Here is a 16,124-nt window from a genome sequence, read left to right as displayed (position 1 = left end):
ACTGTTGACTGTTGACTGTCCAAGTTGTGCGTCGGTGATACAAAATTTGAGCAATTAATGACTCTATTCTTAATAGACAATGAACTTTATCTGGGTAAAACGCAAAAGTTGTAAATTTTTATTGCAGGATTCAACACTTCTGTAGCAGACCATATTAACCTCGTTTCCGGGGAGGAAGTTCAGGGGGTTAAGGATGAAATTATTGTATCTCATTTGACATGGAAACTCTATATCTCTGTTGAGTTTTTTGGTGGTTTTCTTTGTGTCCACAAACCTTTAACTATTTACTCGCTCATACCTGCCAATTTTTCCAACAGATTCGCTGCTAAATTTAATAAATCTTCATTATTTAGAGCAACATTATTGTCTTGACCTGCTAGAATGTTTCTTATGGTATTTAGTCGTTCATCTACTGTGACGATTCGCCAACATTGTTCTAAGTTTACTGCTAAATCAAAAAGAGAACGCTTTCCTAAATATTGCCTGATTCTGCTCGCCACATGATCATCACTTACTAAAAATTCTTTAATAGCATCTAATAACCGATTACATAAAATTTCGTCATTTCCCCAGGTTTGTAGCCAATCACTATCTGCATCTTCAACATAAAAATGGACAAAATCTACGCCGTAAGTCAACCAGTCGTGCTGCATTTTCCGCGCATTTGTTAAAGCTTGAGCAAATTTTTCCACAGGATTTCGGTAGCTTTGAGTTTCTTGTCGGTTAGCCATAAAGCTGATGAGTTTGTAGAACCAAACACAAATCTGGAATTATTGAACTGTTAAGAGCATTAATCAAATTTCAAATACTTACCACCTGAAAGATAGTCACTGTTGTACATTGCTATATTGACTAACTGTTTGATGAAGTTGGCATCTTTGGGATTGTAACTCAAAAATATTCCTCTCTCTATTTCCCATGAGTGCAGTGTATTTTGCCAAAAATAATACTTTTGATGATTAAACTCTTCCGACACACTGGTAACTTGAATACATAGTGGTTTTTGTTGGCGATTACTCACAATCAAATCTGTTGCCATAGAAAGGTCAGCAATATAACGCTTCCACACACTACCTTCACGCTGCACAATATCTTGGGCTATAGCTCTTATGATATCATCATCTTCTTGATTAAACTCCCCTGCCATAAGTTTTTGTTTCCAAATGTAAAATTTGGAGTCATTTGTATTGATCCATCTTGGAAAGAGATAGCCATACCAATATTTCTCGTTGGGGGTCATGTGCTGGAATTTAGCTTTTTGTTCTGCTTCGGAAGATGAGGATTTAATCATCAGCCAAATGGTAGAGTCTGTAATTACTTCTAGGAGAAAAGCTAGGACAAATGGTTTAGCGGTGAGGGAGCCTGTTTTGATATTTTTTACCCAACGATTAATTTCATCTAATTTTTTGGCCAAGTTAGGATCCATCGAGGAGGCTTGCTCGATGAGGTAATTTAACTGCTCCTTAATCTCTTGTGCTTGCAAACGATGCCCTACTTTGAATAACTAACGCTTTGTTGAACTATTGATAAGTCAACTAAACTGATAAATGTCTGTGTAAAAAAAATAATATTCCATAAACTCATGAACTGTATATTCTATTCTAATCTGGGTATGAAAATGGGTGTCGCTTGAGTAGCATAGAAGATTTTTCCCTTCATGGCTACACTACAACGGTTGGGTGTAAAAGTACTTTTGCTGAAAATATTGTATCTCTTAACGAAAATCAAAGCAATTGTGCATAACTTTGACTACAAAATAGTTGTCAGTCACAATGTTATTACAGACAAAGGTTAATTATGTCTCAGCCCACGATAAAATCAATCTTACAAGAGAAGCGCTCCTTCCATCCCACCGGGGAATTTGCTCAGAACGCCCATATTAAAAGTCTGGAAGACTACCAACGACTCTATGCTCAAGCTCAAGCCGATCCGCAGCAATTTTGGGCAGAATTAGCAGAAAAAGAATTAAAATGGTTCCAAAAATGGGATACGGTGTTAGATTGGCAACCACCTTTTGCTAAGTGGTTTGTTGGGGGTAAAATTAATATTGCTTATAATTGCTTGGATCGACACCTCACCACTTGGCGCAGAAATAAGGCGGCGCTGATTTGGGAAGGGGAACCAGGAGATTCGCGTACGCTGACTTATGCCCAATTACATCGGGAAGTGTGCCAGTTTGCTAATGTGCTGAAGCAGTTAGGGGTGAAAAAGGGCGATCGCGTTGGTATTTATATGCCGATGATTCCTGAAGCGGCCATGGCTATGTTAGCCTGTGCTAGAATTGGTGCACCTCACAGTGTGGTATTTGGTGGTTTCAGCGCTGAGGCTTTACGCGATCGCCTAAACGATGCACAAGCTAAATTAGTGATTACGGCTGATGGGGGTTGGCGTAAAGATGCTATGGTTCCTCTGAAAGTACAAGTAGACAAAGCTTTAGTAGATAATAATGTCCCCAGTGTTACAGATGTCTTGGTGGTTAAACGGACTTGTGAACAAATTCACATGGAACCAGGGCGTGACCATTGGTGGCATGATTTACAACAAGGTGTATCAGCTGATTGTCCGGCTGAACCGATGGACAGCGAAGATATGCTGTTTGTTCTCTATACTTCTGGTAGTACAGGTAAACCAAAGGGCGTTGTACATACAACTGGTGGTTACAACTTGTACACTCACATGACCAGTAAATGGATATTTGACCTGCAAGATACAGATGTATACTGGTGTACTGCTGATGTAGGTTGGATTACTGGACATAGCTACATAGTTTACGGGCCTCTTTCCAACGGTGCAACTACTTTAATGTATGAAGGCGCTCCCCGTGCTTCTAATCCTGGCTGCTTTTGGGATGTGATTGCCAAATATGGAGTAAATATTTTTTATACAGCACCTACGGCAATTCGAGCATTTATTAAGATGGGTGAACACCACCCCAAAACCCGGGATTTATCTTCTTTGCGTTTGCTAGGGACAGTGGGTGAACCAATTAACCCAGAAGCTTGGATGTGGTATCACAAAATAATTGGTGGTGAACGTTGCCCAATTGTGGATACTTGGTGGCAAACAGAAACTGGTGGTATTATGATTACGCCACTACCGGGAGCCATTGCCACTAAACCTGGTTCAGCAACGCTGCCCTTCCCTGGTATTGTTGCGGATGTCGTAAATTTAGAAGGTGATACTGTACCCAATAACGAAGGCGGTTATTTGGCGGTGCGTTATCCTTGGCCGGGAATGATGCGGACAGTGTACAATGACCCAGAACGTTTTCGCCGTACTTATTGGGAACATATACCCCCGCAGAATGGTAACTATATCTACTTTGCTGGTGATGGAGCCAGACAAGATCAAGATGGCTACTTCTGGGTGATGGGTCGTGTAGATGATGTGTTGAATGTATCAGGACATCGCCTGGGAACTATGGAAGTAGAATCGGCTTTAGTTTCTCATCCAGCAGTGGCAGAAGCTGCGGTGGTGGGTAAGCCAGATGAAATCAAGGGTGAGGAAATTGTGGCTTTTATTACTTTAGAAGGCACATATCAACGGAGCGAGGATTTGAGTAAAGAACTGAAGCAGCACGTTGTCAAAGAAATTGGCGTTATCGCTCGTCCGGGAGAAATTCGTTTTACGGATGCTTTACCTAAAACGCGATCAGGTAAAATTATGCGGCGCTTGTTGCGGAACCTCGCCTCTGGACAAGAGGTATCGGGTGATACTTCCACCTTAGAAGACCGTAGTGTTTTAGATAAGTTGCGGGAAGGTCTTTAGAAATGTGAATTGATATTCTCCTGATTTGATAGCTACCGTGGTGTACACAAATGATGAAATGACTCCTGTTACTCGGCGCAATAACTAACATCAATAACAAATCTTGTGATGTTTTCTGATTTGTGTACATCCCAGCTTTCCCCAGGGGAAGGTTAGGGGTTACCAAGGGTGAGATTCCATACTTTATTATGAAGATGAGAAAATGATTGAGGTATTGAGAATATGAAGTTGAATAGCCACATCAAATCAATATTTGTCTCTACTCTGAGCATTATCACCACCATGACCATATCACCATCAGTGTTAGGGCATTCTGAAAAAGTGGCTTTAAATTCTCCCGCACCTGTTAATGGTGGAATCCAAAAATTGGCACAACTTGACGATCAACCAGAACAAGAGCGATGGCAACTGATGCAACAAGCTAAGAATTTACTGAATCAGGGGGATTTGACAGGTGCAGAAGAAAACTTACGCAAATTAATTAAAAAATTCCCCAGATACGCCTTTGGTCATTTTGAATTGGGAAATGTGTTGTTTCAACAAGACAAGCTAGAAGATGCCATTAACGCTTATGGAGAAGCCATTCGCCTCAATGCAAATCATGCTCTGGCTTACAACGGTATTGGTCTTGTTTATGCTAGTCAAGGTCGTTGGACAGAAGCTATTACAGCGTATCAAAAAGCTTTAGATATTAATCCTAATTATGGCGATGCTTTAGCTAATTCCGCATTGGCATTTTTACAAAATAATCAACAAAGTGAAGGAATAGCTTCTTTGCGCAAAGCTTTAAATGTGTTTAGAGCGCAAGGAAAAAATGAAAGGGTTTTTGAAATTGAAAAAATTTTGCAGCAGATCAAAAATGCAGATGACCCTGGTATTTCATAAAAATTCTATGTCTAGCCGGTTTAACTGTGACACAACATTGAGATAATTTATTGGGAAGATTTTTGCATTAATACAATGCTTTTTGGTTCATAAACTGCACAAATTGCTTGTTTTAGTATGGGAATTTTTTTGGAAAACAATATAGAACCTAAAATACAAATAATTCCATCGAGAATTAATGTATTAGGAGCACCAATGCGATTTGCTAGGAAACCACCCAATAAATGTCCTAAAGGTAAAATTCCTAAAAATGACATTGTGTATAAGCTCATTAATCGCCCCCGTTTGTCATCTTCTACAACTGTTTGTAGAAAGGTATTACTAGCAGAAATTTGAAGGAATGTTCCCAAGCCAATAAACAGCATAATAAATAAAGAAAGTGGTAAAAACCGAGACCTGGAAAAGGCAATTAAAGCAATTCCTAAGATTGCTGGTGCTAAGGCGATTAATTTACCAACTCCTAGTATTGTTCTGCGTGTAGCTAGATAAATTCCACCTGACGAGGCTCCAATTCCTGAAGCTACCATTAAAAAGCCCAAGGTTTCAGAGCTACCATTGAGTATATCTTCTGCAAAAATTGTCATCAGAATCATATATTGCAGTCCCATGAAGCTGACTAAAGCTGATAATGATAAGATGGCTCGAATAGCTGGAAAGGTAAAAGCATAAACAAACCCCTCTGCAACTTTTTGCCAAGGATTACCTATTGTTAATGCGGTTTGTCTGGGTTTTATCTTCATTGCTAATAATGCAATGATCACGGCAATGTAGCTTAATCCATCAATTAAAAAACAATAACCAGCACCAATACTAGCTATTAGTACACCTCCCAGGGCTGGACCAATTAATTGCGCTCCATTAATCATAGTTGAATTGATGGCGATAGCATTGGCTAAATCTTCTCTACGTTCCACTAGTTCGGGAGCAAATGCTTGTCGTGCTGGTGAATCAACTGAGTTTATCAATCCTTGAAAGAGGCTTAAACCGATGATATGCCATACCTGAATTGTACCAGTTAGTCCTAGGAATGCTAGGGCTAAGGATTGAATCATCGACAATATTTGTGTGCCAATTAAGGTATGATAGCGGGAAAAACGATCTACAAATACTCCACCAAAGGGTGATAGAAAAAAGCTAGGAATTTGACTAGAGAATCCCACCAGTCCCAGCATGATTGCCGAGTCAGTTAAGTAATACACTAGCCAAATTGTGGCAATGTGTGTCATCCATGACCCAATTAAGGAAATGCCTTGTCCGGCAAAAAACAGACGATAGTTTCTTGACCTCAGCGCTGGCAATATTGACTGCTTTTGGTTTGCGTCTGTATAAGCCATGTCATAATTCCTATTTGAATCAGTTACCTGATACTTTATGTCTCGATTTTTAATGCCTGATTTATTAAAATCTATGGGATTTTTTGTTCAATGGTCGAATGATAAAAATATGCTCACTTGTAAATAATCTATCTATGGTAAGACACTTCACCAGCTTAATTATTAATTTATCTAGGCTTCTAAGACAGTGGGTGTAAACTTCATTCCTCCACCCTCTTAAGGCTGAATCAAAACTATCAATTTTTGTCCTTTGTTTATGTCACTCTCAACTTTTATAATCAACAGATTCCCTTGGGGGTAGCTATCAAAATTGGTGAGTAATTGCTATAGAATTTCAAAAGTCGCATTAATTTGTATTTCTACATATATTTCCATGGAGACTTTCCTAGAAATTCATTAAAACTATATTCAATTCACATTTAGCGTAGTATGTGGATAGATTACTGGCCAAAGAAATTATGACGATGGCTTTTTTAAGTTTTTAGGAACTAGTGTAGAGTTGTTCTAGAAAGCCAGCAGTCGGATTTGAACCGACGACCTTCCGATTACAAGTCGGATGCACTACCACTGTGCTATGCTGGCAGGTTTAATGACCGCTCTGAAGCGCTTACCGAACACCTATATTAGCATATATAATTTGATTGTCTATCGTCAAGTGCAAAAAATTTATTTCCCTGGTTACCCTAGAACCCATAGTTAAGTAGTTCCAGAACAGTCAACTCTAAAAAATTAGTGAATTTAATGGCTGGTGAAGTTGGTGGATTAATGAGCGTAGGAAAAACTAACTGAAATACTGCGCTGGATGCAAAAATATTTGTTACAGGTTTAAAACTGTACTTTTTTTGACCCAGCTAGGTCAAGGAACAGAAATCGATTATTGTTCTTTTACAGAGCGGAAGCATGGCAGCGTTGATAGGACGAGATTTATTAAGCTTGGCAGATTTGAGTTCTCAGGAACTTGAAGAACTTTTGCAACTAGCAACTCAACTCAAATCACAAAAGTTGAAGTTGCATTGCAATAAGGTTTTGGGTTTGTTGTTCTCTAAGGCTTCAACTCGCACGCGAGTTAGTTTTACTGTGGCAATGTACCAATTGGGTGGACAGGTAATTGATCTCAATCCTAATGTCACTCAAGTTAGTCGCGGGGAACCTTTAGAAGATACCGCACGGGTATTGGATCGATATTTAGATATTTTGGCAATTCGCACCTTTGCACAACAAGACTTGAAAACTTTTGCTAGTTATGCCCGGATTCCTGTAATTAATGCGCTTACAGATTCAGAGCATCCTTGTCAGATATTAGCTGATTTATTGACAATTCGAGAATGCTTTGGTAGTTTTTCTGGATTAACTTTGACTTACGTAGGTGATGGCAATAATGTAGCTAATTCTCTCATGTTGGGTTGCGCTTTGGCAGGAGTTAATGTCAGAGTAGCCACTCCTGAAGGATATGAACCTGATCCAAGAATTGTAGAACAAGCACGTGGGATAGCATCTGCTCAAACTGAAGTTGTTTTGACTAATGACCCAGAGTTAGCAGCCAAGGGATCTGCTGTACTGTATACTGACGTTTGGGCAAGTATGGGGCAAGAAACTGAAGCCGATAATCGTTTACCAGTTTTTCAACCTTACCAAATTTCTGAACATTTATTAAGTCTTGCTGACCCAGAGGCAATTGTTTTGCACTGCTTACCAGCTCATCGCGGTGAAGAAATTACCGCCGCAGTTCTTGAGGGTTCTCAGTCAAGGGTTTGGCAACAAGCCGAAAATCGTTTACATGCTCAAAAAGCTTTGCTGGCTAGTATTTTAGGCACAGATTAAAAATTTAGAGGGCAAAAGCACAAGACAATTATCTTTCTTTTGCCTTTTATATTTTTACTGCGATCTTGTGATCTGGAATTTTTTATAGTACTAATGTCCTAAAGGCATTTGTATTTACTTCTGGATTAATTTATGGAAAGTCTAACAGAAGCTCAACAAGAATTATACTATTGGTTGGTAGAATATATTCGTATTCACCAATATTCTCCTTCTATTCGGCAAATGATGGCAGCAATGAAGCTGAAATCACCTGCACCAATTCAAAGTCGTTTAGAGCATTTACGCACCAAAGGATATATAGATTGGAATGAAGGTAAGGCGCGAACGATTCGGATTTTGCATCCTGTTAAGCAGGGTATCCCAATTTTAGGCACAATTGCGGCTGGTGGTTTAATTGAACCTTTTACTGATGCTATAGATCATTTAGACTTTTCTAATATTTCTTTACCTCCGCAAAGCTACGGTTTGCGGGTGGCTGGCGATAGCATGATTGAGGATTTAATTGCTAATGGAGATTTGGTGTTTCTGCATCCAGTATTAGAACCGGATCAGTTAAAAAATGGGATTATTGTCGCTGCTAGGGTTGATGGATATGGTACTACTTTAAAACGTTTTTATCGCCAGGGCGATTACGTTATCCTTAAGCCTGCAAATCCTAAGTACCAACCGATTCAAGTACTTGCTACACAGGTGCAGGTACAGGGTTCCTTGGTTGGGGTTTGGAGGAGTTATTAAATGGAGTGTCGGGAATGGGGAAAAGATTGTGACTTCCCAATGACTAATGACTAATGACTAATGACTAATTATTTGGTAGAGCATTTACCTGGTTTTCTAGGGCCAATGATGCCTGTATCTCTGCAATTACGGATATATCAACGACAAGCTATTACCAGCTGGTTCGCTAATCATGGTAGAGGTACACTAAAAATGGCTACTGGTAGTGGTAAGACTATTACAGCGTTAGCCATTGCTTGTGAATTATACCGGCAGATTAATTTACAAGTTTTGTTGGTGGTGTGTCCTTATCGTCATCTTGTTACTCAATGGGGGCGAGAATGTGAAAAGTTTAATTTGCAACCTATCCTAGCTTTTGAGAATTTACGCACTTGGCAAAGTCAATTATCTACCCAACTTTATAATCTGCGTTCCGGTTCTCAAAAATTCGTCACGGTAATTACTACCAACTCCACATTAATTGGTGATGGATTTCAGTCTCAACTGAAGTATTTTCCCCCTAAGACTTTAATTATTGGTGATGAAGCCCATAATTTGGGCGCACCAAGGTTAGAGGAAAATTTACCTCGTCGTGTGGGGTTACGGTTGGCTTTATCAGCAACACCAGAAAGATATTTTGATGACTGTGGTACTCAATCTTTGTTCGACTATTTTGGCCCAGTTCTGCAACCAGAGTTCACCTTAAGGGATGCTATCACTCAAGGAGCTTTGGTACATTATTTGTATTATCCCATACTTGTGGAATTGACTGAGGCGGAAAGTATTGCTTATTTAAAGTTAACCAAAAAAATCGGGCGATCGCTATTATATAGAGAAAAAGAATATAACCAAGGAATCAACTTTGAAGACAACGAAGATTTAAAGCCATTATTAATCCAACGCGCCAGGTTAATTGGTGCGGCGGAAAATAAATTAACAGCTTTGCGAGATTTAATGAGTACTCGCAGGGAAACCACCCACACACTTTTTTATTGCAGCGATAGTTCTCAAGAAGCGGGACAGGATTCTTCTTTGGGTCAACTCAAAGCGGTAGCCAAAATTCTAGGTGTGGATTTGGGATATAGGGTAAGTACTTATACTGCTGACACTTGTTTAAAAGAACGGGAAATTTTACGCTGTCAATTTGAAACTGGGGAACTACAGGGTTTAGTAGCAATTCGTTGTTTAGATGAAGGTGTTGATATTCCCGCCATTAAAACGGCGGTGATTTTATCTAGTTCAGGAAATCCTCGCCAGTTTATTCAACGTCGGGGGCGAGTTTTACGTCCTCATATTGGTAAAGAACGGGCTACTATATTTGATATGATTGTATTGCCACCGGATTTGGATAGAGAAACCGTAGAAGTAGAACGCAATTTGCTCAAGAAGGAACTGCGCCGGTTTGTTGAATTTGCTGATTTGGCGGACAATGCAGGTGAGGCGAGAATGAAGTTACTGGATTTACAAAAACGTTATGGTTTATTAGACCTTTGATCAAGGAGAGAAAATCACTGATTTGTGGTGCAGTTTAGGTTCTTTACAGTTTCTTGATATTGATATCTTCATTCAAACATGTAGTATCTGCTGAGTTACTCAAAACCAGCGAAACTTAGAACGGGACTGACGGGGCTCGAACCCGCAACTTCCGCCGTGACAGGGCGGTGCTCTAACCAATTGAACTACAGTCCCTTGATTTGCAACTTTTCCATTGTTGCTCTTTTTTTTAAACTTGTCAAGTCTTTTTTGGAAAAACCTGAATTTTTTTTCGGCTTTTGCAACTAAGTTTGGCACAATATGGTAACACAGAATTTTAGCAATTCAAAGCCTGGGCGCAAACCTGGTTCAATTTACCGACCCAGCCATACGTGCCAAACATAGATAAAAGTATAAATTTTGACTCTCTTTTTCAAACAAAAGCCATCGCCATCCCTTCCAAACCCTGTCAACGAGGAATTAAACGGCGTAATAATCTGTTCATTGGTGATTTTGTTTTGAGTTTAAAAGCTATGATTTGCGTGGTTTGCAGTGAATTAAAATTGTTATCACTGATCAAGATTAAGGCGCGATTTCCATCAGGTAGCCAAGGGCCAAGGGTTAAACCTTCGATGTTATCTAACAAGACATCCAAGTTCTGCAATAATGGTTTTTTCTTAACTGGTTTGAATTTCTGAGAATTAACTGCTAAAAAACTATCCATATTCTGAATTTGATCAGCACCTACCAAAGAAACTTGAAATAGCGAACTCAAAAATCCCAAGCCATTAAAAGACCGTTCTATACTGAGGAAGTTTCCTTGATTATCTAAGGCTAGTAAATCAGTTAAGCCACTAGCAAACCTACCAGTGATATTGAACATTTCCGCTACTGGTTCAGTTTGGTACAAAAATTCTTTCTCTAGTTTATTGGTGAGCAGATTATACTGCAAAATCCGACACAGACTACCAAGATTAGATTTAGCTGCTGTCCCATCTTGAATTAAGGCATTTTCTGTAGCGGTAAACAAATGTTGGTTGTCAGGTGTAATCGTCAGACTTTCAAAAGCTAAGTTATCGCGAATACCCTGCTTACCGCTTTTGTCTGGTAAAAACTTATTTGGTATAGATAATGTTTTGACTACTTGACCAGAATCAAGGGAAAACTCTTGAATAAAAGGATTAATTGATTTTGCTACATGGCCTTCAGAAGAAATGAAAACAGTATCATTGTTAGTCAAAGCAATACCTTCTGTATCACTTTGACCTTTGGGAAAAGGTTGATTATCTGTATTTAACAGAGTAGTTACCCCAGCAATAGCAACATCACTGTTTTCTAGTTTACCTTTGGTTAAGTCAATTGTGAAAGTATAAAACCGAGGAGGAGCCTTTTCTCCCCGATCATCAGAAATAGCATAATAAAAGTTACTTTTACCATCGTAGGTAATTCCAGATAACCCGCCAACTTCGGTATTTTTAAAAGTTAAACCTTTAGGTAAAGTTACTTTACCAATCAATTCTATATCACTAAATTCAAAGGCATTGACATGGGGATTCGTCAGAAATATACTAGTAATTATAATCGCTATGCTAATGTAAATAGTTCGCGCAAAAAGTGAATGTTTATTAATTAGCTTCATCTGTTTTTCGTCAATTGTGGTCAGTTTATTTGACAATCCTACAGCTACGATTAAGCGGTATTATTGGTTCATCCAGCCAAATTACTGAGAGGATTTTCCTCACGTCACCAGTGATATTTTAGCATGTAAATTAGTTTGGGTGGGATAATGTTGAAAGTGAACAGTTTTTTATTAATTTGAAAAATTAAATAGGTCTGTAACTAGATTCATTTTGTACAAATTGAAATAGCCAATCCTTGACATTACGGGTAGCACGACAGTCATCTTCGTTATAACTTTGAATAACTTGCAGTAAAGTGCGATCGCCTGTTTCTAACCACTGGTCATACCAATAAATACACTTAGCACCACTGGCTTCTTTTTCCCGCCATTCAAAGCCCAACCATCGCGCGATGGCTTTGAGGGCATAACTTTCTACGGGCAAAGCAACACTTTTAGTTAATTGCTCATACACATCCACAAACCGATTCAATACAGGATTAACTGAAGAATGGGGAGTGCGGTAAAGTTTCGCTAGGCGTTTAACTGTATCAAATTCGTACACACAAAAATGATAAATTGGTGCTTCAGGATATTGCCAAACTAAATCGAGAAATTGCTGCCAAATGAATTCTTCTTGTTCTGGTCGTTCAGCCAAAAACGAATAAAATTTTTCTGTATTGGCTTGCTTATCCACAACCAAAATCCCCAACAAATAATCTAAATCCAAATCTGGCTGTGCTTCAATATCAAAATAAAGCTCCACAGGAGCCGCCAATGTCATCTTCTCTGTGGGTAACAGGTCAGCTAACAGAAAGGGTTCCCTGTGTAGTACAGATTGCGCTTGTATTATCAGCTTAGATGCAACTACCCTATCAAAACCAGGAAGGTTTTCTAACAGCAAAGGACTGGTGTGAGCTAGGGTATCTAGGGTATTAATAGACAAAGCCTGAAGTTGGTTGTAGCGAACAGGAGTGACTCCTGGTAGTAAAGAAAGATGTTGCTGTGATTGCGCGATGGCATAACAATGACTATACCAATGGCAAAGATTACACTTTTGGCGGGAAATAAATACCTCGGGTGGTTGTGGTGACTCTAATGCTTGGAGTAACTCGAGCAAAATTACTTGCATTTGTGGTATCAATTTGTATAGATCCACTGTGTACTGCCTGTCTTTGCTACGCAACAGCAACCAAGCTTGTTCGGGGATAATTTCCTGTACCTTTGCTAAGACTTGAGCGTGAAAAGCAACAACAATTTGATATTCTTGCTTTGGACGCTTACCCAATTCTATATTTACCGGAACATACATCCAATTCCCAAAACGAGATTGTCCTGGTTGTTTTACAAGTAAATCAGGACGACTCAGGAAAGTGTATTGTTCATATCCAAAGGATGGGGAAAAATCTTGATTTGTTTGAACTGCTAAATCTTGATAATTAGCTAACAGAACTCCACCGTAAATATACTTAACGCCACGCTGCATTAACTCTAAGGTCGCTGCTTGTCCTGCTTTCCAGTTACGCCGTGGGTAATCTGGCTGATAATAATCACTCAACTCACTCAAAATACTCATACGATGAGCGATTTTATCTTGTTGCAATTTGATTAGCAACTCATTGGGAACATCACGCTGAGGTATATCGCCGTGGGTATCTAAAACAGGACGGCGTTTACAGCGTTGATATTGCAGTAAGTGTTCAGCATTGATTAACATTCCTTTAAGTTAACAATAATTAACCCCATGTGGTGATAATACAAGTAGCTTAACTAGTTGTGAATTAAACTAAATTCTCCAATGGACTGGGAGAGTGGGAGACTAGAAGAATCCAGTGATTCCTATTTTGAAATATTTATGACTAATATTTCTGTTAGACAAACTCAGTTACATCAACATCGAAAACAATTTCCCGCTTTAGGCAATAAATTCTATTTTAACTATGGTGGACAAGGTCCGATGCCTCAAAAAGCGATGAATGCTATTACTCAAGCCCAAGCTGACATCCAACAAGCTGGTCCTTTTGGTAATGAAGCCTTTGCCAAAGTTATTGAAGCAAAACAAAATCTCAGAGCAGCGATGGCTTCTGAATTGCAAGCACCACCAGAGACTATCACTTTAACAGAAGATGTTACCGTGGGCTGCAATATTGCCATGTGGGGGATAGATTGGCGTACTGGTGATCATATGTTAATATCTGACTGCGAACATCCAGGAGTAATTGCTGCATCCCAGGAAATCGCCCGGAGATTTGCTGTAGAAGTTACCATCTGTCCCCTTAAGCAAACTTTAAATGCAGGGGATCCTGTCAAAGTCATTAGTCAACACTTAAGCCCCAAGACTCGCCTAGTCATTGTCAGTCATGTCTTCTGGAACACAGGACAAGTTTTAACTCTTGACAAAGTTGTTAAACTCTGCAGAGACAATCATACATTGATTCTAGTAGATGCAGCCCAATCAGTTGGTTCATTACCTTTAAATTTAAGCGAATTAGGGGCAGATTTTTATGCCTTTACAGGACACAAATGGTTATGTGGCCCTGCAGGTGTAGGCGGTTTATATGTGCGTCCTGAAGCGAGAGAACATTTACAACCCACATTTATCGGCTTGCGTGGGGTTATGGTCAATAGTCAAGGTGAACCTGTAAATTGGCAACCCGACGGAAGAAGATATGAAGTATCCACCTCAGCCACTCCATTATATGTTGGTTTAACAGAGGCGATCGCTATTCATCAGCAATGGGGAACCTCACAAGAACGTTATCAGCAAATCTGCCGCAACAGTGAATATCTTTGGCAAAGATTAGCCACATTACCCAACGTCCAATGTCTGCGAACATCCCCACCCGCCACCGGGATAGTTTCCTTTCAACTCACCCAGGAAAAATCGCGAGTTCATTTCCAACTAGTGCAATTCTTAGAATCACAAAAGATACTAACTCGCACAATTGCTGATCCTGATTGTATCCGGGCCACTGTCCACTATTTAACTTTAGAATCAGAAATCGACCAACTTATTGAAACTATACAAAAGTTTCGTGAATAGAGATGTTCCATGGTGGGTCTCTACAAGACTTAGATGGTGAGACTTTCCCACTTGTGTGCCCCTAGAGGCTAATGTCTTCCTGGTGAAACACAGGAGGCTATAGTTCGGCAATGGGGAACTAACTGTATAGTTAGGGATTTTAATCCCCCTCTGATAGGGAAAGTCGACTTTTAGTGGAGTTGTAGGTTACATATGATACTCTAAGTAATAGTTGCTAACCCTATTTATACTGTTATATTTAACACCCAGTCTGATATCCGGGTTTCTAACCCCCGGATCCTTCTTACTGGTCAACCGTGAACAATCATAGAACTTATAATCAAATCAAGCTATACTTAAACCTTTATGACTAAATGGTTTAACACTGCTGGCCCTTGTCAACTGGATATACACTACACCCTATCCACCAGTGAACGCTTACCAGAGTTAAGACGCCTGATTGAGCAGCGCAATTACTTTGTTATCCATGCACCCAGACAAACCAGTAAAACCACTGCCATGCTCACCCTAGCACAGGAATTAACAGCCAGTGGTAAATACACCGCTGTGTTACTATCCTTAGAAGTGGGCGCAGTATTTCCCCATGAGCCGGGAACTGCTGAACGAGGAATTTTAGATGAGTGGAAACAGTCGGTTAAATTTCACCTACCAGCTAATCTACAGCCCACTACATGGCCAGAAGTAAATACTGGCTCCCAAATAGGCACATTTTTAAGCACTTGGGCAACTGACTCTCCCTTACCCCTGGTGGTATTCTTAGATGAAATTGATGCTTTAAGTGATGAAACTTTAATTTCCGTACTGCGACAATTACGCTCCGGTTATCCCCGTCGCCCCCAAGGTTTCCCCCAATGTGTGGCGTTAATCGGGATGCGGGATGTGAGGGATTATAAGGTAGCCTCTGGTGGTAGTGATAGGTTAAATACCTCTAGCCCATTTAATATCCCCATTTAATATCAAGGTGCGCTCTCTGACTTTAAGTAATTTCACCTTAGAAGATGTAAAGAGTCTGTATGAAGAACAAACCGCAGCCACAGGACAAATCTTTACCCCCGAAGCCACTGAACACGCCTACTATTTAACCCAGGGTCAACCTTGGTTAGTCAATGCTTTAGCTAAGGAAGTAGGGGCGTATTGCAATACGCCCCTACGGATTTATGATTGGTAGGATTTTCCTCATCTAAATCCCATTGAATCGGATTATTGATAATGTATTCTCGAACCCGATTCAAATCATTTTCACTGCGAATAATAGATTCATAGTAATTACGCTGCCATATTGGTGTTCCTGGTAAATCGCGTATTTGGTTAATTTGTTTAGTTGCAGCACCTTTAAAGCCTCGCACAATTGCACCTATTGTTTGAGAAGGCGATCGCAATAGGGAATTTGATATAGACATGGATTCTGTTGTAGGGGTGTATTGCAATACATTCCTACAGATAATAATTACTGCGTGTAAATGATTAG

12 protein-coding genes, 2 tRNA genes and 1 pseudogene are annotated in these 16,124 nt (G+C 39.7%); 7 read left to right on the top strand and 8 right to left on the bottom strand.

Features of this window, described 5'->3' with window-relative positions:
* Positions 1–284 precede the first annotated feature (284 nt).
* On the bottom strand, positions 285–731 hold the full coding sequence (locus NWP25_RS03430) for a hypothetical protein (protein ID WP_280651128.1): 447 nt from the start codon (positions 729–731) through the stop codon (positions 285–287).
* Positions 732–790: 59 nt separating this feature from the next.
* The gene (locus tag NWP25_RS03425; RefSeq protein WP_280651127.1) at positions 791–1,483 is read right to left on the bottom strand and encodes a hypothetical protein; all 693 of its coding nucleotides are present in this window, start codon (positions 1,481–1,483) and stop codon (positions 791–793) included.
* Between the two features lie 314 nt (positions 1,484–1,797).
* Between NWP25_RS03425 and acs the strand changes: the two genes are divergently transcribed.
* Together acs and NWP25_RS03415 are read left to right on the top strand one after the other, a co-directional pair.
* Positions 1,798–3,768 carry an acetate--CoA ligase gene (gene acs, locus NWP25_RS03420; protein ID WP_280656862.1) on the top strand — a complete coding sequence of 657 codons (1,971 nt, stop codon included), beginning with the start codon at positions 1,798–1,800 and terminating at the stop codon, positions 3,766–3,768.
* A gap of 222 nt (positions 3,769–3,990) precedes the next feature.
* On the top strand, positions 3,991–4,653 hold the full coding sequence (locus NWP25_RS03415) for a tetratricopeptide repeat protein (protein WP_280651125.1): 663 nt from the start codon (positions 3,991–3,993) through the stop codon (positions 4,651–4,653).
* A 47-nt stretch (positions 4,654–4,700) separates the two neighbouring features.
* Here NWP25_RS03415 and NWP25_RS03410 read toward each other — a convergent pair whose 3' ends face one another.
* On the bottom strand, positions 4,701–5,987 hold the full coding sequence (locus NWP25_RS03410) for an MFS transporter (RefSeq protein ID WP_280651124.1): 1,287 nt from the start codon (positions 5,985–5,987) through the stop codon (positions 4,701–4,703).
* A gap of 510 nt (positions 5,988–6,497) precedes the next feature.
* Positions 6,498–6,569, bottom strand: a tRNA-Thr gene (locus NWP25_RS03405).
* Between the two features lie 318 nt (positions 6,570–6,887).
* Between NWP25_RS03405 and argF the strand changes: the two genes are divergently transcribed.
* From argF to NWP25_RS03390, 3 genes are all read left to right on the top strand, one after another.
* A complete protein-coding gene (argF, locus tag NWP25_RS03400; protein ID WP_280651123.1) occupies positions 6,888–7,808 on the top strand; it encodes an ornithine carbamoyltransferase in 921 nt (306 codons plus the stop codon).
* Positions 7,809–7,940: 132 nt separating this feature from the next.
* Positions 7,941–8,543, top strand: a complete 603-nt coding sequence (lexA, locus tag NWP25_RS03395; protein ID WP_280651122.1) for a transcriptional repressor LexA — start codon at positions 7,941–7,943, stop codon at positions 8,541–8,543.
* Positions 8,544–8,603: 60 nt separating this feature from the next.
* Complete coding sequence (locus tag NWP25_RS03390) at positions 8,604–10,016, top strand: DNA phosphorothioation system restriction enzyme (protein WP_280651121.1); 1,413 nt, start codon at positions 8,604–8,606, stop codon at positions 10,014–10,016.
* Between the two features lie 121 nt (positions 10,017–10,137).
* Here NWP25_RS03390 and NWP25_RS03385 read toward each other — a convergent pair.
* From NWP25_RS03385 to NWP25_RS03375, 3 genes are all read right to left on the bottom strand, one after another.
* Positions 10,138–10,211 (bottom strand) — tRNA-Asp (locus NWP25_RS03385).
* A gap of 253 nt (positions 10,212–10,464) precedes the next feature.
* Complete coding sequence (locus NWP25_RS03380; RefSeq protein ID WP_280651120.1) at positions 10,465–11,634, bottom strand: esterase-like activity of phytase family protein; 1,170 nt, start codon at positions 11,632–11,634, stop codon at positions 10,465–10,467.
* A 184-nt stretch (positions 11,635–11,818) separates the two neighbouring features.
* Positions 11,819–13,330: a TM0106 family RecB-like putative nuclease gene (locus tag NWP25_RS03375; RefSeq protein WP_280698875.1), complete on the bottom strand. Its 1,512-nt coding sequence runs from the start codon at positions 13,328–13,330 to the stop codon at positions 11,819–11,821.
* 138 nt (positions 13,331–13,468) lie between these two features.
* Between NWP25_RS03375 and NWP25_RS03370 the strand changes: the two genes are divergently transcribed.
* Positions 13,469–14,656: an aminotransferase class V-fold PLP-dependent enzyme gene (locus NWP25_RS03370; RefSeq protein ID WP_280651118.1), complete on the top strand. Its 1,188-nt coding sequence runs from the start codon at positions 13,469–13,471 to the stop codon at positions 14,654–14,656.
* A gap of 345 nt (positions 14,657–15,001) precedes the next feature.
* Positions 15,002–15,779: pseudogene (locus NWP25_RS03365) on the top strand (ATP-binding protein); the annotation flags it as partial.
* Here NWP25_RS03365 and NWP25_RS03360 read toward each other — a convergent pair.
* Positions 15,772–16,124: transposase (locus tag NWP25_RS03360; protein ID WP_313959058.1), on the bottom strand; the 353-nt coding region annotated here is incomplete at its 5' end. The pseudogene NWP25_RS03365 and the gene NWP25_RS03360 sit on opposite strands and share 8 nt — an antisense overlap.

Source organism: Umezakia ovalisporum Ak1311, from assembly GCF_029891685.1.
Taxonomy (GTDB): Bacteria; Cyanobacteriota; Cyanobacteriia; order Cyanobacteriales; family Nostocaceae; genus Umezakia; species Umezakia ovalisporum.
Note: the sequence above shows the minus strand (reverse complement) of the source record. Positions and strands in the feature narration are given on the sequence as shown.